The 19,726-nt window shown below is 54.0% G+C and carries 20 protein-coding genes; 8 read left to right on the forward strand and 12 right to left on the reverse strand.

Features of this window, described 5'->3' with window-relative positions:
- Positions 1-23 precede the first annotated feature (23 nt).
- The 4 genes from B4O97_RS09155 (at position 24) to B4O97_RS09170 (ending at position 4,644) form a co-directional block, all read left to right on the forward strand.
- A complete protein-coding gene (locus tag B4O97_RS09155) occupies positions 24-1,325 on the forward strand; it encodes a pyruvate dehydrogenase complex dihydrolipoamide acetyltransferase (RefSeq protein WP_083050244.1) in 1,302 nt (433 codons plus the stop codon).
- A gap of 107 nt (positions 1,326-1,432) precedes the next feature.
- Entirely contained in the window at positions 1,433-2,836 is a 1,404-nt protein-coding gene (lpdA, locus tag B4O97_RS09160) for a dihydrolipoyl dehydrogenase (protein WP_083050246.1), read from the forward strand.
- Positions 2,837-2,899: 63 nt separating this feature from the next.
- A complete protein-coding gene (gene tpx / locus B4O97_RS09165) occupies positions 2,900-3,406 on the forward strand; it encodes a thiol peroxidase (protein WP_083050247.1) in 507 nt (168 codons plus the stop codon).
- Between the two features lie 41 nt (positions 3,407-3,447).
- Positions 3,448-4,644: an FprA family A-type flavoprotein gene (locus B4O97_RS09170; protein WP_083050249.1), complete on the forward strand. Its 1,197-nt coding sequence runs from the start codon at positions 3,448-3,450 to the stop codon at positions 4,642-4,644.
- A gap of 68 nt (positions 4,645-4,712) precedes the next feature.
- On the opposite strand, the gene B4O97_RS09175 is transcribed toward B4O97_RS09170, so the two are convergent.
- The 7 genes from B4O97_RS09175 to B4O97_RS09205 all read right to left on the reverse strand — a co-directional run bounded on the left by B4O97_RS09175 (position 4,713) and on the right by B4O97_RS09205 (position 10,555).
- Positions 4,713-5,054 (reverse strand): DUF190 domain-containing protein, encoded by a 342-nt coding sequence (locus B4O97_RS09175; protein ID WP_083050251.1) that lies wholly within the window; start codon positions 5,052-5,054, stop codon positions 4,713-4,715.
- A 12-nt stretch (positions 5,055-5,066) separates the two neighbouring features.
- Entirely contained in the window at positions 5,067-5,444 is a 378-nt protein-coding gene (locus B4O97_RS09180) for a fluoride efflux transporter FluC (protein ID WP_083050452.1), read from the reverse strand.
- 93 nt (positions 5,445-5,537) lie between these two features.
- Positions 5,538-7,280, reverse strand: coding sequence for an NADH-dependent [FeFe] hydrogenase, group A6 (locus tag B4O97_RS09185; RefSeq protein WP_083050252.1), 1,743 nt, complete (start codon positions 7,278-7,280; stop codon positions 5,538-5,540).
- 33 nt (positions 7,281-7,313) lie between these two features.
- Positions 7,314-9,101 carry an NADH-quinone oxidoreductase subunit NuoF gene (locus B4O97_RS09190; RefSeq protein WP_083050254.1) on the reverse strand — a complete coding sequence of 596 codons (1,788 nt, stop codon included), beginning with the start codon at positions 9,099-9,101 and terminating at the stop codon, positions 7,314-7,316.
- A gap of 1 nt (position 9,102) precedes the next feature.
- On the reverse strand, positions 9,103-9,495 hold the full coding sequence (locus B4O97_RS09195; RefSeq protein WP_083050256.1) for a (2Fe-2S) ferredoxin domain-containing protein: 393 nt from the start codon (positions 9,493-9,495) through the stop codon (positions 9,103-9,105).
- 11 nt (positions 9,496-9,506) lie between these two features.
- Complete coding sequence (locus tag B4O97_RS09200; protein ID WP_083050257.1) at positions 9,507-10,070, reverse strand: ATP-binding protein; 564 nt, start codon at positions 10,068-10,070, stop codon at positions 9,507-9,509.
- A complete protein-coding gene (locus B4O97_RS09205) occupies positions 10,070-10,555 on the reverse strand; it encodes an NADH-quinone oxidoreductase subunit NuoE family protein (RefSeq protein WP_083050259.1) in 486 nt (161 codons plus the stop codon). The genes B4O97_RS09200 and B4O97_RS09205 overlap by 1 nt, the downstream gene beginning before the upstream one ends.
- A 198-nt stretch (positions 10,556-10,753) precedes the next feature.
- Between B4O97_RS09205 and B4O97_RS09210 the strand changes: the two genes are divergently transcribed.
- Positions 10,754-11,410: a redox-sensing transcriptional repressor Rex gene (locus B4O97_RS09210; RefSeq protein ID WP_083050261.1), complete on the forward strand. Its 657-nt coding sequence runs from the start codon at positions 10,754-10,756 to the stop codon at positions 11,408-11,410.
- Between the two features lie 15 nt (positions 11,411-11,425).
- Complete coding sequence (rmuC, locus tag B4O97_RS09215; protein WP_083050262.1) at positions 11,426-12,301, forward strand: DNA recombination protein RmuC; 876 nt, start codon at positions 11,426-11,428, stop codon at positions 12,299-12,301.
- Between the two features lie 13 nt (positions 12,302-12,314).
- Here rmuC and B4O97_RS09220 read toward each other — a convergent pair whose 3' ends face one another.
- The 3 genes from B4O97_RS09220 to B4O97_RS09230 are packed head-to-tail and all read right to left on the reverse strand — an operon-like array spanning position 12,315 to position 14,934.
- On the reverse strand, positions 12,315-13,337 hold the full coding sequence (locus B4O97_RS09220; RefSeq protein WP_143305622.1) for an endonuclease/exonuclease/phosphatase family protein: 1,023 nt from the start codon (positions 13,335-13,337) through the stop codon (positions 12,315-12,317).
- 51 nt (positions 13,338-13,388) lie between these two features.
- The gene (locus tag B4O97_RS09225) at positions 13,389-14,345 is read right to left on the reverse strand and encodes a phosphoribosylaminoimidazolesuccinocarboxamide synthase (RefSeq protein WP_083050266.1); all 957 of its coding nucleotides are present in this window, start codon (positions 14,343-14,345) and stop codon (positions 13,389-13,391) included.
- A 1-nt stretch (position 14,346) separates the two neighbouring features.
- Positions 14,347-14,934 carry an ATP-dependent Clp protease proteolytic subunit gene (locus B4O97_RS09230; protein ID WP_083050267.1) on the reverse strand — a complete coding sequence of 196 codons (588 nt, stop codon included), beginning with the start codon at positions 14,932-14,934 and terminating at the stop codon, positions 14,347-14,349.
- A 101-nt stretch (positions 14,935-15,035) separates the two neighbouring features.
- Between B4O97_RS09230 and era the strand changes: the two genes are divergently transcribed.
- A complete protein-coding gene (gene era, locus B4O97_RS09235) occupies positions 15,036-15,932 on the forward strand; it encodes a GTPase Era (protein WP_083050269.1) in 897 nt (298 codons plus the stop codon).
- 137 nt (positions 15,933-16,069) lie between these two features.
- Positions 16,070-16,888 (forward strand): cytidylate kinase-like family protein, encoded by an 819-nt coding sequence (locus B4O97_RS09240; protein ID WP_083050270.1) that lies wholly within the window; start codon positions 16,070-16,072, stop codon positions 16,886-16,888.
- A gap of 50 nt (positions 16,889-16,938) precedes the next feature.
- On the opposite strand, the gene B4O97_RS09245 is transcribed toward B4O97_RS09240, so the two are convergent.
- Positions 16,939-18,078 carry a hypothetical protein gene (locus B4O97_RS09245; protein WP_083050272.1) on the reverse strand — a complete coding sequence of 380 codons (1,140 nt, stop codon included), beginning with the start codon at positions 18,076-18,078 and terminating at the stop codon, positions 16,939-16,941.
- Positions 18,079-18,133: 55 nt separating this feature from the next.
- Entirely contained in the window at positions 18,134-19,711 is a 1,578-nt protein-coding gene (gene lysS, locus B4O97_RS09250; RefSeq protein ID WP_083050274.1) for a lysine--tRNA ligase, read from the reverse strand.
- Between the last annotated feature and the right edge of the window lie 15 nt (positions 19,712-19,726).

The following is a 19,726-nucleotide window of genomic DNA, read 5'->3' on the forward strand; positions in this document are numbered from 1 at the left end:
AGAAATATAGGAGAAGCTAGAGTATGGCAGAACAAATATTGATGCTGGCCCTCTCCCCCACCATGGAAGAGGGAACCATAGCAACGTGGAAAAAAAAGGAAGGCGACAAGGTATCAGAGGGAGATATAATCTGTGAGGTCGAGACCGACAAGGCGACCATGGATTACGAAAGCATACAGGAAGGGGTGCTCCTTAAAATCCTCGTCCCTGAAGGTGAAGACGCCGCTGTCGGTGTTCCCATAGCCATTATCGGGGAGGAGGGAGAAGATATCTCCGCCCTCGAAAAAGAGGCTTCTGAAACCGCCAAGGAGGCGGAAAAAGAAGAGGAAGCTGCCGGGGCCTCCGCGTCAGAAGAAAAGCCTGAAGCGAAGAAAGATAAACAGGAGAAGCCTGAAACTGCAGAAGACAAGACAGAAAAGGAGAGAGCAGACAAGCCCGCCGCAAAAAAGGAAGCGGTCACCACCGACGGATGGGTAAAAGCATCTCCCCTGGCCAGGGAGATAGCCCGGCAGAGGGGAATCGATATTGCTGCAATCGAGGGAAGCGGTCCCGGGGGCCGGGTCGTTAAAAAGGACGTCGAGTCTGCCCCGACCAGAGCCGGACGACCGGCAGCCTCTGGATTTGCACCGGCCCGGGCGGCAGGAGAGGACCGCACGGTCAAGGTCTCCAAAATGCGCAAGGCCATTGCCGGCCGTCTGGCGGAATCAAAGTTCACCGCACCCCACTTCTACCTGAATGTCTCGGTCAGGGGCGAAGCCCTTATGGAGGCCAGAAACAGGATCAATAAATCCCTCCAGGAAAAGATATCCGTAAACGCCTTTATCATGAAGCTGGCTGCGGAAGCGCTCAGGCGTCACCCCCGGGTTAACGCGGCCTGGGAGGGCGATACCATCAGGGAGTTCGGATCCGTTGACATAGGATTGGCGGTGGCCCTGGATGACGGGCTGATAACCCCTGTGGTACGAAACTGCGGAAACAAGGGAATCGTCGAAATCGACGGCGAACTGAAGGAACTGATCCCCAGGGCTCAGGAAGGAAAACTCGCACCCGAAGAATACAGCGGAGCGGGATTCTCTGTCAGCAACCTGGGTTCCTTCGGTATCGAGGAGTTTACCGCGATCATCAACCCCCCGGGATCGGCAATCCTTGCCGTGGGCACCCTGAACAAGGTTCCGGTGGTCCAGGAAGACGGGAGTCTCGGAACGGGGCTTGTCATGAAGTTTACCCTCTCCTGCGACCACAGGGTAGTCGACGGGGCGGAGGGTGCACGCTTTATGGCGACCCTCAAAAACAACTTTGAAAACCCCATGTCGGCTCTTCTCTAGGGAGTGAAGAGATGAAAAAGCGAAAGAACGGGTCCCCGGGCTTTCGCGCCAGGCAGAGCGGAGCCGGAGGCAGCATGCCGATGGCGACCGTAAGAAAGGAGTACTGAATGAGCGAAATAAGCACTGATCTTGCGATTCTCGGTGCGGGCCCCGGCGGTTATGTGGCCGCCATACGGGCCGCCCAGCTGGGTCTCAAGGTAACGATAATAGAAAAGGAAAAGCTCGGAGGGGTCTGCCTTAACATAGGCTGCATTCCTTCCAAGGCTCTGATTCATCAGGCGGAGATCTTCAGACATGCCAGAGAAGCGGAAGCCCTGGGCATAAAGCTGGACCTCTCGGGCTTTGATTACGGCAGGGTCTTCAAGAAATCCAGGTCCGCCGCGGACCGGCTCTCCAAGGGCGTCGGTTTCCTGATGAAAAAGAACGAAATTCAGGTAGTTAACGGTACGGGGACTATACTGGAGCCGGGCCTTATTGAGGTTACCGGAGCTGAGAACAAGAAAACACAGGTAAAGGCAAAAAACATAATCATAGCCACCGGCTCCCGACCACGCTCCATTCCGGGCTTCGATTTTAATGAGAAAACAGTTCTCTCATCCACCGGCGCCCTGATGCTGGAGGAGTTGCCGAAGCGGCTGGTTATTCTTGGTGCCGGTGCCATAGGCTGCGAGTTCGCCCATATAATGAGCAGCTTCGGTACGGAGGTTACCCTGGTGGAGATGCTGGACCAGATTCTCCCTGCAGAGGACCCGGATGCATCCAAAGTCCTGGCGGCGGACTTCAAGAAACGGAAGATAGCTATCCACGTAAAAACAAGGGCCCTGGGATATAAAGAGACGAAAGAGGGACTCAGCATAGAGCTTGAAGGACCGGAGGGTAAGAAAAACACCATCACGGCTGATAAATTGCTTGTGGTAACTGGCAGAGTGCCCAACACCGGAGAGATCGGGCTTGAAAACCTTGGAATAGCTTCGGAGAAGGGATTCATTCCCGTTGGCGATTTCTACCAGACCACCGTACCCCATGTTTATGCCATCGGGGATGTCGTATCGACTCCCCTGCTTGCCCACGTGGCCAGCAAGGAGGGAGAAATCGCCGTGGAACATATTGCAGGGCACTCTCCCGCTCCCGGGATCGATCCGAACCTCATTCCATCCGCCGTCTATACGGAACCGGAGATCGCCAGCTTCGGACTTACCAAAGACAAGGCCATACTGAAAGGTTTTTCCGCAGCTGAAACCAGCTTTCCCTACCGGGGAGCGGGAAAAGCGGTGGCCACCGAAGCGGCAGAAGGGATGGTGAAGATAGTCTACGATACGGGATCAAAGGAGATTCTTGGAGCCCATATCACCGGCAGCAGGGCAACGGAGATACTGCATGAGGTACTTCTGGCTAAATCATCTGAACTGCTGCCGGAGGACGTTGCTTCCATGATCCATGCCCACCCGACTCTGTCGGAAACGGTAATGGAATCAATGAAGATGATAGAAGGGGCTGCCATACATATTTAGTGGTCCCCGGGGAACTACTTTAGTATATTGATAAGGATTATAAATCAGTATAAGGAGATAATTATGGAACGATCTGTTTCAACCATGCACGGAAACGCAATAACCCTGGTAGGTCAGGAACTGAAAGTCGGAGACAAGGCGCCGGATTTTACTGTCCTGGATAATGAACTGATGCCGAAATCCCTGAGTGACTACGCCGGGAAAAAGAAGCTCATCAGCGTCGTGCCCTCCCTGGACACAGGCGTGTGCGATGCCCAGACCCGCAGATTCAACGAGGAGGCGTCGAAACTTGGCGCTGATGTTGTAATTCTCACCATCAGTATGGACCTGCCTTTTGCCCAGAAGCGCTGGTGCGGTGCAGCCGGGGTGGATCAGGTAATAACCCTTTCGGACCATCGGGACGCGGATTTCGGACAGCGCTACGGTATGCTGATCAAGGAACTCAGGCTGTTGAACCGCGGTATTTTCGTTGTTGATGAAAACGACGTCATACGCTACATTGAAACAGTAAAAGAGAATACAAATCACCCCGACTATGATGCCGCGCTGAAGGCTCTTAAAGCATTATAGGTCTCTCCCTGGAAGGAGAGTTCCGGGGAAAAGAGGGATCAATGATTGCGACGAGCTTACGTGATAATGTCTATGCAATAACAGTTAACGATCGGACCACAGACCTTTTCGAAGGTCTGTGGCCCATCAGTCAGGAGGGGGTTTCCTACAACTCCTATCTGATTCAGGACGAAAAGACGGCCCTGATCGATCTGACCAAGGAGTTCAAAACCGATGAGCTCTTTGACAATGTGGGGATGATCAAGTCCCTGAAAGAGATTGATTACCTTGTGGTCAATCATATGGAACCGGACCACACCGGAGCAATGAAAGCCCTCAACCGTCTTAATCCGGATATAACCATCCTCTGCACCCCCAAGGCACGTCCCATGATAGAAAACTATTACGGGATTACCGAGAACGTGCGGGAGGTATCCGACGGAGAGGAGATCTCCCTGGGTAAAAAGACCCTGAAGTTCTTCCATACCCCCTTTGTTCACTGGCCGGAAACCATGATGACCTATCTGGTGGAGGAGAAAATCCTCTTCTCCTGCGACGGTTTCGGCGGTTACGGAGCTCTTACAGGGGCGATATTCGATGACCAGATACGGGACCTGGATTTCTATATCAAGGAGTCCCTGCGCTACTATACGAATATTGTCGCCAAGTTTACAAAGCCTGTCCTCAATGCCATAGAAAAACTGGCTGACTATCCCATCGAGATTATAGCCCCTTCCCACGGCCTGATATGGCGGGGGAATCCCGGTAAAATCGTGGAACTCTATCAGAAGTGGTCCGAATACGGAAAGGGGGATAACGAAAAAGGCGTTACCCTGCTGTACGGGACCATGTATGGAAATACCGAGACCATGATGAACCACGTAGCCAGGGGACTCGGTTCCGAGGGTGTCCCGGTCGATATCTTCGATGTCGCCCGTACCCATATGAGCTATATCCTTCCCTCCCTCTGGGTGAACCGGGGAGTCATTATCGGGGCCCCGACCTACGAGGGAAGCCTTTACCCCGCCATGTCCCTGGCTCTGGAGGAGGCATCGATTAAACGCGTATTAAACAAAAAAGCGGCCTATTTCGGCAGCTTCGGCTGGTCCGGCGGGGCCCTGCGGCAAATACAGAAGATGGTTGAACCCCTGAAATGGGAAATCCTGGACACCCTGGAGTTTCCCGGCGGTCCCACCGACAAGGAGCTGGAAAAAGCCTTTGAGTTCGGCGCCGCCTTTGGCCGCAGCATCAAGGCCTGATCAGATCAGTCTGAAGAATATAAAACTGCCGGGATAATAATTCCGGCAGTCTTTTTTATAGGGCTCCCTTATGTACCCCCGCTGTGGCGATACAGGAGAACCTCCAGGTTCTCCAGGGTTACCATTCCGTTATCGACCATCGAGTCGATAAGCGGCAAAAAGGCTTCGATCTTTTCGGGGGTGTCCACAATTTCGACAATAACCGGAAGATCTTCCGAGAGTCTCAGGATTTTAGCCGTATGAATGCGGCTCTTTTTTCCAAACCCCATCAGCCCCTTGACAACAGTTGCACCGGCAAGGCCCTGCCGCCGCGCCTCACGGACGATTGCCTCGTAGAGGGGGCGATGATCGTGACGGTCAGCTTCACCAATATAGATTCGAAGCATCTTTGCATCCCCGGATAATTCCATTGAAGCTCCTCCTTATATTAATCGTCCTATCATCAGACCAAGAAAAAAAGCGGCTATTCCGCTTGTTACCTGAAACAGAACATTGCCGAAGCCTGCAAGCAGCTGCGAGTCGGCAAACAAAAGACCGGTTTCCGAAATGAAGGTGGAGAAGGTCGTAAAGGCTCCCATGAAGCCACCGAGAATGATGATACGCAGTTCAGGGCTGACAAGATTGCGTTCCCCCGACGCCGACCAGATAATCCCGAAAAGCAGGCTTCCGAGGATATTTACCACCGCGGTTCCCCAGGGAAAGGAACTGCCCAGCCACCTGTAGACCAGTCCGCTGAGGCCGTATCGTGCCAGTGTGCCGCAGGCGCCCGCGGCGGCCAGCCAGAATAGTTTTTCAATCATTATACCGTCCTGTTTCCCCTCAGCGACTATAGCATGGGGGAGGATATAAAAAAACCGCCCCGCGGAACGGGGCGGCATGTGGACTGTTCTTTTCTATTTTCGGTAGAGCGGACGGGGGGTGTAATTCGTGTGGAGCAGTTCGTGGGCCTTCTTGCTGAGAGGCTTGCCGAGGAACTCCTTGTAGATCTGCTTAATCTCCGGGTTCTGGTGGGAACAGCGGATAACGGATTTTTCGTCATCGGCATACATACCGGCAATCCTTTTCTCACGTACATCGTCGGTTGTGTTGTAGGGCTGTCCGCCACCGGCGATACATCCGCCCCGGCAGGCCATTACCTCGATAAAATGGTAGGGAGGCTCTTTTCCCTTCTCCCGGGCATCCTGAATCTCCCGCATAACATCCCGCACATTGGCCATTCCGTGGGCGACAGCCACACGGACCTTTGTACCGTCGATGTCCACTTCACCGCGACGGACACCTTCCATACCGCGTACGGCATTGACCTTAACATCCTCCAGCTCTTTCCCGGTAACCAGGTTGTAGGCGGTTCGGATGGCTGCTTCCATAACGCCACCGGTGTTTCCAAAGATGGTACCGGCACCGGAGTAGCGTCCGATGGGAGAATCGGCTGCTTCATCGGGAAGGGAGTTAAAGTCGATGCCCAGGGCTTTAATAAGACGTGCAAGTTCCCGGGTGGTAAGTACAAGGTCCACGTCCTGCTGGCCCGAGGAGTACATCTTTTCGCAGCGGGTAATCTCGAACTTCTTGGCGGTGCAGGGCATGATCGCTGCAGAGAAGATATTCTCAGGCTTGATGCCCGCCCGGTCAGCGTAATAGGTCTTGGTTATTGCTCCCTGCATCATCATGGGACTCTTGGCGGTTGAGAAGTGGGGAATCATATCCGGGAAATACTTCTCCATATAGTCGGTCCAGGCAGGGCAGCAGCTGGTTATCTGGGGCAGAGTTCCCCCCTCGGTCAGGCGCTTTACGAGCTCGGTACCCTCTTCCATGATGGTCAGGTCTGCGGAAAAGTTGGTATCAAAAACCGCATCCACACCCATCATACGCAGGGCTGCATAAATCTTGCCGGTACTGATGGTACCGGGCGCCATGCCAAAAGCCTCTCCGATGGCAACCCGCACTGCCGGGGCAATCTGGACCGCGACATGTTTTTCCGGATCCCGTATTGCCCTCATAAGGGTGCGGGTCTCATCTTTTTCGTAAATGGCGCCTACGGGACAATGAGCTGAACACTGGCCGCACTTGATACAGGGTGTTTCATTCAGCAGAACATCCCCCGCTCCAGCCATACGGGTTCCATCCCCGCGGCCGATGAACTCCAGAGCCCATACGTCCTGCATCTGCTGGCATACGTTTACACAGCGTCCGCATTTGATGCATTTTTCGGGGTTAAGAATTATCGACGGGGTTGAATCGTCCAGGGGAATCTCGGGAACCCGGTGTTCAAAGGGAACATCCCGGATACCGAAGTCCGCAGCCAGGGTCTGGAGTTCACAGTTGCCGTTTCTCGGACAACTCAGGCAGTCGTTGGGATGGGTGGACATGATCAGCTGGATCACGGTGCGCCGGATCTCGTAGAGCTCCGGATCATGGGTTATTATCTTCATTCCATCCTGGACCTGGGTGGCACAGGCTCTGAAGAGTTTCGGGGATCCCTCAACCTTGACAACACATATTCCACAGGCTGCCCAGGCGGGGAGGTCGGCATGATAGCAGAGGGTTGGAATCTTGATTCCCACCAATTTAGCCGCTTTAAGAAGGGTCGTTCCTTTTGCAACCTCAAGGGGCAAGCCGTTAACCGTTATATTTACCATAGTACTGTTCTTCTCCTTATTCTCACCGGGTTCCTAGACCTTCAGCACCGCATCGAATTTACAAACCGTGTAACATTCGCCGCATTTTATGCACTGACTCTGATCAATTTCGTGGGGCGCACGCTTTTCTCCACTGATACAGTTAACCGGACAGCGTCGGGCGCACAGACCACAGCCGATACACTTCTCGGGATTAATCTCGAAACGCATCAGCTGCTTACACTTCCCGGCGGGACATTTTTTGTCTTCGATGTGGGCCTTGTATTCATCGATAAAATACTTGATGGTCGACAGGGTCGGGTTTGGAGCCGTCTGACCCAGTCCGCAGAGGGATGCCCGCTTCATGGCGGCCCCGATTGTTTCCAGCTTTTCGAGGTCCTCCATCTCTCCCTGTCCCTTGGTTATCTTGTCGAGGATGTCATACATGGTCTTGCCGCCGACCCGGCAGGGAGCGCACTTACCGCAGGACTCATCCACACAGAAACCGAGGTAGAACTTGGCGACGTCCACCATACAGTCGTCCTCATCCATGACGATGAGACCGCCGGACCCCATCATGGAACCAAGTTTGATCAGGTTGTCGTAATCGATGGGAGTGTCCAGGAAATCATCCTTGAGCACACCCCCGGAGGGTCCGCCGGTCTGGGCGGCCTTGAACTTCTTGCCGTCCTTTATACCACCGCCGATATCGAAGATGATCTCCCGCAGGGTGGTACCCATTGGTACTTCCACCAGACCGGAGTTGTTGATTTTTCCCGTAAGGGCAAAAACCTTGGTTCCGGTGGAACCTTCGGTACCTATTTTGGAGAACCACTCACCTCCCCTGGTTATTATAACCGGGATATTGGCCCAGGTCTCAACATTGTTGATTACCGTGGGCTTGCCCCAGATACCCTGAACTGCGGGAAAAGGAGGCCTGACTCTCGGCATACCCCGTTCTCCCTCGAGGGAAGCGATCAGGGCGGTTTCTTCACCGCAGACAAAGGCTCCGGCACCGAGGCGAATCTCTATATCGAAATTGAAACCGCTCCCCAGTATGTCATCACCCAGCAGATTCATATCCCGCGCCTGCTGCATGGCGGTTTTGAGGCGCTTGATCGCCAGGGGATACTCGGCACGGATGTAGATATATCCCTTGCTGGCACCGACGGTCCGACCGGCAATGGTCATGGCCTCGAGAATGGAGTGAGGGTCTCCCTCGAGGGTCGAACGGTCCATGTAGGCACCGGGATCGCCTTCATCGGCGTTACAGGCGATATACTTTTCGCTCTCATCCACATCCTTGGTGAACTTCCACTTCATCCAGGTGGGAAAGCCGGCGCCGCCGCGTCCCCGGAGTTTGGACTTTTTCAGTTCCTCCAGGACATCCTCGGGGCTCATTTCGAAAAGAACCTTCTCCAGGGCGGCATACCCGTCCCGGGCAATGTATTCGTTTATATCATCGGGGTTGATGAATCCGCAGTTCCTTAAAACGATACGGAACTGCTTCTGATAAAATTCGATATCCTCGAGGCCGGTACGGCTCATGCTCAGGGACTTGTCATAGAGCAGCCGGGGGACCTCGCGGCCTTTTACAAGGTGTTCAGCGACGATCTCTTTGGCGTCGTCCGGTTTTACCTGCACGTAAAAGGATTCGTCGGGAAGAACTTTAACGATGGGGCCCTGTTCACAAAAACCGAAACATCCGGTCTTGAGAATCTGGACTTCTTCGCGGATTCCAGCCTTTTCAGCTTCGTGGATAAGGTTCCTGAAGATATCATCGGCCTTCGCGGACTCGCATCCGGTACCACCGCAGACAAGTACATAATGTTTGAAGCTCATCCTACTTTTCCCCCTTCTCGATGATGTCGACGGCGGGCCGGTCGTAGATATGATCGTTCACCAGCTCATGTGCCATTATATGTTTGTGAACAATCTTGCGGGCCACCTCGTCATTCACATTCCCGTATATCACCGTCGGCATGCCGGGCATCAGAACTTCCACCGTCGGTTCTGCGTGGCAGAGCCCCAGACAGCCGGTCTGCTTGACGACAACGTCGGTCAGATTATTCTCTTCCAGTTCATTCAAAAAGGCTTCGTGGGTTTTTCGGGCTCCGGCGGCAATACCGCAGGTTCCTCCACCCACAACAATCTGGATGCTTTTTCCGGAAACATCCCGCCTGTCCATCTCTCTCTTTTTTTGCTCCCGCAGGGCGCGCAGCTCTTCCAAAGTCATGGTACCGCTCCTTATTTCTCTTTACCTTGTATCTCTTCTTCATGGGACGCCATATATCGGCGAACCAGGTTCTGGGAGGCAACACTTTCCAGCTCTCCCAGAGCATCTGTCAGTTCCGATCGTGTAATCCGGTAACTCCGCTCTCCTGAGCTGTCAAGTACACGGTGCAGCAGAACCGCTTCGTACTCCGTCGGTTTCAGTACAGCCCCGGCGAATGTTTCCGCCAGGTCTCCGACCGGGGGGGTATCGATATTATCAGCAGGAAAGGAGAAGAAAACCTCCGTGCCCTTTCCAGGTACTGACTCAATCCTGAAATCCCCGCCGCACTGTTCAGCCGCATGTATCAGAAAGGGAATTCCCAACCCGACCTTTCGTCCGGGGTGCTTTATTCCATCGGTGAAATAGGGATCCCGAATCCGGGACAACAGTTCCCTGTCCATTCCTGTGCCGTTGTCCCGCAGGGTGACCGAAATCTCCTCATTCGATTCAAGGATCTCAACCTCAACCAGGTTTGCGCCTGCTTCGAGGGAATTATCCACCAGATCGATGATAAAATCACCGACGGAAAAATGCATCAGGTATTCCGGAACTGGGCAATAACGTCGGGCAGGACGTCCTTTGTTACCTTACCGAAAACCTCTTCCCCTACAACCATTACCGGTGCGAGTCCGCAACAGCCGACACAGCGTACAGCCTCGATGGAGAATTCCCCGTCGTCGGTAACCTGGTTCACCCCTATTCCAAGGAGGTTTTCCAGTTCCTGCAGCAGATCTTCTCCGCCTTTCAGGTAGCATGCCGTTCCCATACATACCTGAATATTGTGCCGCCCCGGTTTATTCAGCTTGAAAAAATGATAAAAGGTAACGACACCATAGATTTTCGCCAAAGGAACATCCAGCAGTTCCGCGACCTTCATGGCCGCCTGTCGCGGGATATACCCGAACTCTTCCTGTACTCTGTGCAGGATCATAATCAGGTTCCCGGGTTTTTCTTTCCATTCCTCGATAAACTTCAACAGTTCGGAGGAGAACTGGATATCCGCCACCATTTGAGTAGACATGCAACCTCCCTTATCATACAATTGCAGTATTAGCCTAGCCGCCTGCAGTGTATCGGGAAGCGGCTGTTGTGACAAGTATTTGTTGTCCCGGAGGAATGAAATATTGCGAAATTTGTAGAAATAATCTTGTCTAAAATACTAATTTTAAGTAACTTAGCGCAGTTTATGTGAACGATTTCACTTTATTGAGAAGGTAACATGAATAAAGAACTTATATTGAGACTGACAAAATACAAACGGATACTGAGTAAACTGAAAGCCCTCGGACTGGAACGGGTTTTTTCCAACAACCTGGGAGATGCAATCGGCGTATCCCCGGCTCTGGTACGGAAAGATTTTTCCAATCTCAATCTCCCCGGCAACAAACGGGGGGGGTATAATATAGATGAACTGACCGAAAGGCTGGACCGTGTTCTGGGATACGATGAGAACCAGAACGTTATAATCGTCGGCTGCGGTCGCATAGGCACTGCACTGATGCGTTTCGATGAGTTCCATCACGAAGGCATCCGAATCAAGGCGGGCTTTGATGCCTCCCCTGAGAACGTGGACAACTCCACAGAAATTCCAGTATATCCTCTGGAGAAACTACCCGAGTTTGTAAAGGAAAATGACATCCGGGTTGGAATCATCGCCGTACCCGACAGCGCGGCATCCCAGGTCTTCGATCTGATGGTATCCGCGGGAATCAAGGGCATCCTCAACTTCGCCGCGGTCGAGCTGAAATGCGCCGGCGGTGACAAGGACTGCCCGGCAAACTGTACGGTCCACAACGTCAACATCGGTCTGGAAATCGAACATCTCTTTTACCAGCTCAATCTGACCGAATCCGGCATCGGCTGTGAGGACACCTGAGACGGGATATTCCCTGTGGAAACTCTTCAGATCTATCTGATTGCTGCCATAACAGCGGCCTGTCTGCTTGCCCTGCTCTCCCTTGTTCTTCTTATACAGATCAGGACACGTAAGCGGGAGACAGCCATGCCGGCGGAACTGATAAGCAGGATGGACCGAATCGACTCAATAGCCCGGGAGATGGAGACCCTGACCCGGGCTTTTCTTGTTCCCAGGACCAGGGGCGGTATGGGAGAGCAGCTGCTTGAAGATCTGCTCAAGGCATGGCTTCCTCCCCAGTATATTCTGCTTCAGCACCGTTTCAATAACGGAACCCGGGTGGACGCGGCGGTCAGGGTCGGCGACAGGATAGTCTCCATCGATGCAAAGTTCCCTTACGAGAGTATCGCTCCGCTTCTGGATAGGGAGACCGGCGGCCAGAACAGAACAAGAACCGGAGAACTGCGAAAGATATTCTGCGGATATGTGGATGATATCGCCGCAAAGTATATCCGTCCCGAAGAAAAAACCTTCCATTTTGCCCTTCTGTATATTCCGTCGGAGAACCTCTACTACCGGGCCTTTATAGAAAACCAGAACGGACTTATGGACTATGCCCTGAAAAAGAGCGTGGTTCCCGTAAGTCCCGGGAGCCTGTTTATCTACCTTCAGACCATCGCCGTGGGACTCAAGGGTTTCGCCCTTTCCCGGCACCAGCAAGAACTGATGGAGAGCCTCTATATGCTGCAGCGGGACTTCCGCTCCTTTGCGAAGAGCTATACCGTAACAGGGACCCAGCTGAGAAACGCGGCAAAAAACTTCGAGGATTCCCTGGGATCTTTTATTCGCCTGGAAACGACCCTGGAGCGGCTGGTGGAAAAAGGTCCGGAAAAGAGTCAGGACGAGACCTGATTCTTTGCTGTCTTTATCGCCTTTCCAACACAAGAAGCAGGGGCAGATGGTCAGAGTAACCCCTCATGGTTTTTCCACTGTATGCAAGCGGAGTCCCGTACTCGTTCAACAGCATCGGATCGTCGACCAGAATGCACCCGGCAACATCCCAGCCTGAACCGTCTGAAAGGCTCCGGTTCCAAAAAAAGTGATCGATCCTCTCCCAGGTGCCGCCGTAAAAATAGCTCCCCCCTTCCGGTATTTCCGACCAGAAGGCGTAAAAATCCTGAGCAGCAGCTGATTCCCCCCCAACACAAATCACGGGAGGAGCAACGCAGTCCTCCTGTGTCCCCAGAGCGGTCGGATATTCCCGCCCCGTCTCCCAGGGGTCTTCGTTAAAGTCTCCGGCAAAGAGAATGTTAATACCCGCGAAGTCCCTGTTCAGTTCCTCTGTCCGGCGCTGCAGCAGCAGGGCGGAGCGGAGGCGCTGTGGTTCGGTCGCTTCGGCTCCTCCAAGGCGGGATTTCCAGTGGTTGTTCATGAGTACGATTCTCTCTCCCCGTTCATCGCCCTCCGGATTAAGCCATATCTCGAGAATATTGCGCTCGGAGTCGCTCCCGCCGGGGCGATGAACCAGCAGCTTTTCCACCGGAATCCGGGAGAGCAGGCCGGTCTGAACAGCAGCGCCCTGGGCCCGGGGGGCGGCATGGAAATCGTAGCCCCCCAGGGGGAGAAAATCCCGGGACAGCCGTTCCAGGGTTCCGCTGTTCTCCACCTCCTGGAGAAGGAGAATATCGGGCTCCTCCGGGGCTTTCTGAATCGCCGCAGCCAGGGCGGCGAGCTTTCCAAGGTAGGTCTCGTTGGTCCATTCCCCCGAAGAGGGATCGTATTCGGGGTATTCTCCGCCCTGCCGGACGTCATCGAAGAGGTTCTGACAATTATAACTTAAAATAACGAGCCGGTTGTCGCCGTTTCCAAAAGGATCCATGGGACAACCGGCGCATCCGGTAAGTACGAAGATAATCAACACTGAAGCCCGGCGGATATTCCTTTTCACAGAGGCACCTCCACAGGGAAGAACCGCGGAAAAGCCCCGGCGCTTCAGGAATCAGCGCATTTTCTTTACATATTCGTCAACGGCCGCAACCTCGTCCAGGCCGCCTGCTTCAGGTGTAAAGGTAGTTCCGGTAATACCTTCATAGGCGCCCACATAACGACGGGCCGTCTCGATACGGACCTCATCGGGGATCTCCGGAGCTTCTCCGTCTCCCATGAATCCCTTGTCCATGAGCCACTGACGAAGGTACTCCTTATCCAGCTTGTGGGGGTCCTTTCCCGCCCTGAACTGCTGATCATAGGAGTCGGCAAACCAGAAACGGCTTGAATCAGGGGTATGGACCTCGTCCACCAGGTACACCTGTCCGTTCAGGATACCGAATTCGTACTTTGTGTCCACCAGGATCAGCCCCTGACGGGCACAGTCGTCGGTTCCACGTCGGAAAAGAGCAATCGCCGCCTTCTGGACGGTGTCCCATACGGCGGGATCAACCAGCCCCTGACGCAGGATCTCCTCGGAAGAGATCGGTTCATCATGCAGTCCCTGTTCAGCCTTCGTGGAAGGGGTAATAAGGGGTGTTTCAAAGCGCTGGTTCATCTGCATACCCGAAGGCAGGGCGATCCCGGAGACGGGCTTGCCGGCCTTGTAATCCCGCCAGGCGGAACCGGTCAGGTATCCCCGGACAACGACCTCCACCGGGAGCATCTCGCATTTCCGTACCGCCACGGTTCGGGGGGTAACGCTCTCGATTATATGGTTGGGCAGGATGTCTTCGGTTCGGGAAAACCAGTGCAGCGCGACCTTGTTCAGGACCTCGCCCTTGCAGGGAATAGTGGACAAAACCCGGTCGAAGGCGGAGATGCGGTCCGATGTGGAGATAACCAGGGTGTCGCCAAGATCGATGATATCCCGGACCTTTCCGCTGAATACCCTGCTTCCGCAGGGCAGGGTTTCCGGAAGCCCCTGAAAGGTCCGCTTGATCTCTTTTTCCAGAAAAGAATAGGCCATATTATTCCCCCAGTTCGGAACGGTTTGAGACAATCCGCTTGATCAGGCCGTAGTCTTCAGCCTCAGCGGCATTCATCCAGTAATCCCTGTCCGTATCCTTTTCAACCTTTGAGATATCCTGACCGGTCTCATCAGAGATAAGCTTGTTGATCTTGGCCTTCAGCTTTTCAATCTCCCTGGCGTGTATCTCGATTTCCGTGGCAACCCCGCGTACGCCGCTCAAAGGCTGATGAATAAGATAGTGGGAGTTGGGCAGCCCCAGACGCCTCTCTTTGGGGGCGGCCAGAAGAATCAGCGCTCCGGCACTGGCAACCAGTCCCATACCGATGGTATAGACTTTGGGAGAGACAAAGCGGATCATATCAAAGATGGCATAGCCTGCATCCGCGTCCCCGCCGGGGGAGTCGATAAATACCCTGATGGGATCATCCCCTTCTGTTTCAAGCAGGAGCAGCTGACGTATTACCCTCTCGGCAAGCTCCTTGTTGACCTCTCCCGAAAGAAGAATGTTCCGGGTCTTCAGCATCCGTTCAATAAGGGGTTCCGGACCTTTCTGTTTATCCTGTTCATTGTCATCTTCGAGACGCATTATTCTCTCCTAATAAAAACTCCCCACCGGGGTGGACTATATACATACTACCGTAAAGCACCTATTGTCAATCAAAGTTAACTAAGAGTAGGATCAGAGCCATGAAAGCAGCCTTTGCGGCCATTATTGGACGCCCCTCGGTGGGAAAATCAACATTGCTCAATACTTTATGCGGAAACAAGGTTTCCATTGTCGCGCCATCCCCCCAGACAACCAGGAACACGATCCGTGGAATTCATTCCGATGAGAGGGGCCAGATCGTCTTCCTGGACACCCCCGGATTCCATGATTCTGAAAAGAAGATGAACCGCTACCTCAAGGAAAACGCTCTTTCCGCCCTCCAGGAGATAGATCTGGTCGTCTACATGATTGATCCTACCCGGCCGGCGGGGGTGGAAGAAAAGACCCTCATGGCTCTTCTGGCTCCACGAAACAGGACAACCATCGCTGTTATAAACAAGAGCGACCTTCCGGGGGCCAGGATCGAACAGATCAGCGAACTCCTTCGCAGCGAGCTCGATCCGGCGGAGCTGCTTGTCCTGTCCGCCAGGACGGGAGAAGGGACAGAAAAACTGCTGGAGGTCCTGTACAGCCATGCACCGGAGGGGGAACCCTTCTATCCGCCGGAATACTATACTGACCAGGAGCCCGGTTTCAGGGCCTCGGAGATCATCAGGGAATGGGCGGTTAATCGCGTAAGCCAGGAGGTCCCCCACGCCATCTACGTGGAAATAGCCGACATGGAAGAACGGGAGGTGCAGACCTCCGCAGGAGAAACCCGCTACAAGCTATGGATACGGGCCTTTCTGGTGGTGGAACGGGAGAGCCAGAAAGGCATCCTGGTGGGGAAGAAGGGCAAGCTGATAAGCGAAATCCGCAAGGGGGCCCGGAAGGACCTGGAGAAGATATTTCCCCACCGCGTAGAACTGGATCTTCGGGTAAAAGTCAATCCAAAATGGCGAAACAAGGACCCGCTTTTAAAACGGCTCCTCTCATGATAAAAATTCGGTCACGAAATTCTCTCCATCCCGTATTCTCGGGATCGATATAGCCGTATATTACTGGTATAGACACCGACCGGCTGCGTCCGGGAGGGGCTTCCGACTCGGCCGATTATCGGTGGAGGAGGTGGAGTATGGCGGTTATATGTATTTCCCGCGAACTCGCTGCGAACGGTGAAGAGACGGCCAGAGAGCTTACGAAAATCAACGGATACCGTTTTATCGAACGCGAATTCATCGAATCCCGCATGCTTGAAAAAAAGATCGAACCCCAGGACATCAGGCATTTTGATGAACACAAACCCGGTCCCTTGAGTCTGATGCCGGAACGGCGTTTACGCTTTCTGCAAATCCTCAAGGAGATAATCCTCGATGAAGCCTCAAAGGGGAACTGCATAATTCTTGGACGAGGGGCCGGCGCGATACTGCGGGGAATTCCGGGAATTGTTTCGGTTCGGCTCATCGCCCCCCATGATGTCCGGATACACCGCATAAAACTCGCTCACAAATGCGACGAACGGACAGCTGAACATCAGATTCGTCAGAGCGACCACGACAGAAGAGGATTTCTGAAATACTTTTTCGACCTGAACTGGCAGGACGGGGATATCTACGATCTGACCGTAAATACCGCATCCCTCAATCCCGCGGGAACGGCCTTGCTCATCGACAAATATCGGGAGCTCACCGTCAGTTCTGCGGATGAGAAACTGGGTATCCAGCGCATGAGGGACAGAAAAATTGAAGCCGCGGTTATAACCGAGATTATTTATACCAGAAAAATCCGGGTTCAGGGTTTTTCCGCCGTAATGGACAAAGGCAGACTGATTCTGAACGGCGTGGCCTCTTCCAGGGAGGAAGCCCGGGAAGCAGAGGCAGCGGTACGCGGCATCGAGGGCGTTGAAGCTCTGGACAACCAGATTGCGGTCCTTCCCCACGCCACGGCGAGCTGATTAATCGGGTATCCTTTCAGAAAGCCCCAAAGGATACCCTCTATCAGCACTTATTCAAAGAGAAATCCCCAGGATACGGGTACCTCGACCCTGTTCTCATAGGCGTCGAAAAAACTCACACCGGATTTATCAAAACGGGCATGGGTAACCTTTCCGAAGCTTTTGGTGATTCGTGCAACTCCCTGGATATACGGAACGGTGAGAGCCTGATTCTCCTTCAACCGAAGGGATGTGGAAATACCGATTTCTGAAAGAGGGTTCTTTCTGGCGGAATATTTCAGTCCCTCGGCGAAATAGGACCGGACATCCTCCAGTCCGAGGCAGCAGGTCCTGCCGCTCCAGGGAACCTGATGCCGTCCGCGGTTCTCCATCCACAGGATGGTGGAATTGAGTATCTCCGGATTCTTTAAGGCAAACCAGAGGTAACCTTCGGACGGGGCGCCGGCACAGATCCAGGCGGGTTTCCCCTGGGCCCTGGGCTGGCGCTGGTAAATCTGCAGGACGTCTCCGAAACCTTCCCGGGCAGGAAAAACAGAGCAGTCCGCGTAGGGATCCTCCTTCCAGATGGTAGGGACCTTTTCGATACGGGTAAATCTGGCAGAAGGCGACAGGGAGTAGTACTCCTGAGTTCTGTACGCAGGTTCCCTCCTGGGAGCAACCATACCGAACCGGATCGGACTGTGGCTTATCAGGAAACGTCCCTTTCCCGGCTCAGCGAGAATGGCATGGTGCCCGAGACTCAAGGGACCGGTGAAACCTTCGATGATATGCCGCTGGTAGATGACGGATTCATCCTTCTTTAAGAAGATCTCCTTTCTGACAGAACCCTCCCTGATCCTGGTCCTGATGCGTGTGGAAAGAAAGACATCCTCCCCTTCAATGGTTACCGTGGGAGACTCCCACTGGCCGACAGCCGACTCGCCATGGGAGGGATGTTCCTCTTTGCGGTAGGCATTATCGATACCGAAGGGTACACAGAAAAAATCTCCCCGCATGGGCCGCAGCACCGGCCGTTCGGGTATCTGGTGCTCATCCTGCCAGGGACTGATAAAATACGGTTCCAGGGGCTTTTTTGAGGAATGGAAAAAGCTGACCGGGGCCATATGGCCCCCGGTTTCAGTCAGAAACAGTCTGACAGTATTGTTCTCCAGAAACCACCCGTTTTGACCGTGGGAGACGCTTTTTCTCACCTTTGTGCCCTCCTCATCTGTCCCGGGTCACCGAGTACCCCGCCGGGGAAAGAAATCAATACTTCTCCAGTAAGGGAAGTATACGCTCCCTGCCGGCGCTCAGGATAAATGCGGCCAGCCGGGGTCCCTTTTCTTTTCCGATAAGCGCCCGATATACCAGGGCAAAGAAATCCGGAGCTTCGAAGCCATGCCCGCCGGCAACAGCATATATGGCCTCGCTCAAGGTTTTTTCATCGTAGTCCTGCAGATTGCCGACCACTTCCGCCAGAGCCTTCAAAGAGGACTTCTCTTCCCCGGAAAGTTCGAGGGGTGCAGTGTCCGCGGACTTCAGGGAGAAGCGGAAATCCTCGGGAGCATAGGAGGTAATCCAGTTCCAGGCGCATTCCGCACGCTTCCTGAGCCTCTCCTGCTGATACTCCTGTACATCCGGCAGGGCGGCTATGGTCTGGTCGATATCTCCGTTATAGGTCTGAAGCAGATTTGTCAGGTGGCGAATGGGAATTTGATAGGGAATCTTTTCGGGAGCGGCCCCCACCTGGGACAGCTCGTAAATCCTGGCCTGCTTTTCCCACTTCTTGCGCTGTTTTTCCGTCTCCGGCTTATCGAAGAAGATGCGTTCACATTTGTCGTAGTCCTCATAAATCTTGAGAACATCCAGATCGAAGGAGATGGCGAACTCGGTATTCGGCCGGGTTCCTGCGAAGAGAAAACGTGTGACCTCGGGGGTGTAGATCTCGAGGACATCCGCGAGGCTGACGACCTCACCCGAGGACGATGATATCTTGCCTCCCCTGCCCTTGATGCGGACAAAGTCGTACTGGAAGGTTACGGGGGACTCTCCGCCGTATACGGCCTGGACAATCTTCCTGGCGGTATCGAAGCTGCCCCCCTCGGAATGGTGGTCCTTTCCGGCGGGTTCAAAATCCACCCCTTCCCTGAACCAACGCATGGGCCAGTCGATGCGCCAGGGCAGCTTGACCGTGGATGCCTCCCGGAGATCCAGGGTCTCACTGTTGCCGCAGGAATCGCAGCTGTAGCTGACCGACCAGTCGCCGTCCCAGGAATCCACCCTTGTTGTGTCCCGGCCGCAGGCGGTACAGAAAACGGACAGAGGGATCCACTCATCAGGGAGAGGACTCGTGCGGTGCTCGTCAAGAATGGCCCGGACCGCTTCCTGATGCTCCAGGGCTGTGCGTATTTCCGAGGCGTATCCGGAGGCCCCATACTCCTTTGCCTGGTAGATATATTCGGGATTGATACCCACCAGGGGCAGCAGCTCTTCCACGGCTTTCTCATTGGCCCGGGCATAGCTCTCTTCCCTGCCGTGGGGATCGGGAACTTCGGTAATGGATTTACGCAGGTATTTTTCCAGCTCCTGCGGATCGGGCATGTTCTTTGGAACCTTGCGGAATACGTCGAAGTCGTCCCAGGAATAGATGAAACGAACCTCTTTGCCCCGGTCCTTCAGTGCCCGGGCCACCAGTTCGGTGGAGATAATCTCCCGGAAATTGCCGATATGGACTGTACCGGAGGGGGTAATTCCGGAAGCACAGGTGTACACGGGCTTGTCGCCCTTTTCTCTGATGATCTTGTCTGCGTTGACGTCTGCCCAATGGGAAGTTTTCGGTGCCATGAGAGCTACTATACC

Origin of the sequence: Marispirochaeta aestuarii, assembly GCF_002087085.1 — a bacterium.
Taxonomy (GTDB): domain Bacteria; phylum Spirochaetota; class Spirochaetia; order JC444; family Marispirochaetaceae; genus Marispirochaeta; species Marispirochaeta aestuarii.

Coding starts and splice junctions, on each gene's coding strand:
- B4O97_RS09170 (WP_083050249.1), top strand. CDS start 3,448: ATGATTGCGACGAGCTTACGTGATAATGTCTATGCAATAACAGTTAAC.
- B4O97_RS09205 (WP_083050259.1), bottom strand. CDS start 10,555: ATGTCTACTCAAATGGTGGCGGATATCCAGTTCTCCTCCGAACTGTTG.
- B4O97_RS09200 (WP_083050257.1), bottom strand. CDS start 10,070: ATGCATTTTTCCGTCGGTGATTTTATCATCGATCTGGTGGATAATTCC.
- B4O97_RS09195 (WP_083050256.1), bottom strand. CDS start 9,495: ATGACTTTGGAAGAGCTGCGCGCCCTGCGGGAGCAAAAAAAGAGAGAG.
- tpx (WP_083050247.1), top strand. CDS start 2,900: ATGGAACGATCTGTTTCAACCATGCACGGAAACGCAATAACCCTGGTA.
- lpdA (WP_083050246.1), top strand. CDS start 1,433: ATGAGCGAAATAAGCACTGATCTTGCGATTCTCGGTGCGGGCCCCGGC.
- lysS (WP_083050274.1), bottom strand. CDS start 19,711: ATGGCACCGAAAACTTCCCATTGGGCAGACGTCAACGCAGACAAGATC.
- era (WP_083050269.1), top strand. CDS start 15,036: ATGAAAGCAGCCTTTGCGGCCATTATTGGACGCCCCTCGGTGGGAAAA.
- B4O97_RS09185 (WP_083050252.1), bottom strand. CDS start 7,280: ATGGTAAATATAACGGTTAACGGCTTGCCCCTTGAGGTTGCAAAAGGA.
- B4O97_RS09210 (WP_083050261.1), top strand. CDS start 10,754: ATGAATAAAGAACTTATATTGAGACTGACAAAATACAAACGGATACTG.
- B4O97_RS09240 (WP_083050270.1), top strand. CDS start 16,070: ATGGCGGTTATATGTATTTCCCGCGAACTCGCTGCGAACGGTGAAGAG.
- B4O97_RS09225 (WP_083050266.1), bottom strand. CDS start 14,345: ATGGCCTATTCTTTTCTGGAAAAAGAGATCAAGCGGACCTTTCAGGGG.
- B4O97_RS09155 (WP_083050244.1), top strand. CDS start 24: ATGGCAGAACAAATATTGATGCTGGCCCTCTCCCCCACCATGGAAGAG.
- B4O97_RS09180 (WP_083050452.1), bottom strand. CDS start 5,444: ATGATTGAAAAACTATTCTGGCTGGCCGCCGCGGGCGCCTGCGGCACA.
- B4O97_RS09175 (WP_083050251.1), bottom strand. CDS start 5,054: ATGGAATTATCCGGGGATGCAAAGATGCTTCGAATCTATATTGGTGAA.
- B4O97_RS09230 (WP_083050267.1), bottom strand. CDS start 14,934: ATGCGTCTCGAAGATGACAATGAACAGGATAAACAGAAAGGTCCGGAA.
- B4O97_RS09190 (WP_083050254.1), bottom strand. CDS start 9,101: ATGAGCTTCAAACATTATGTACTTGTCTGCGGTGGTACCGGATGCGAG.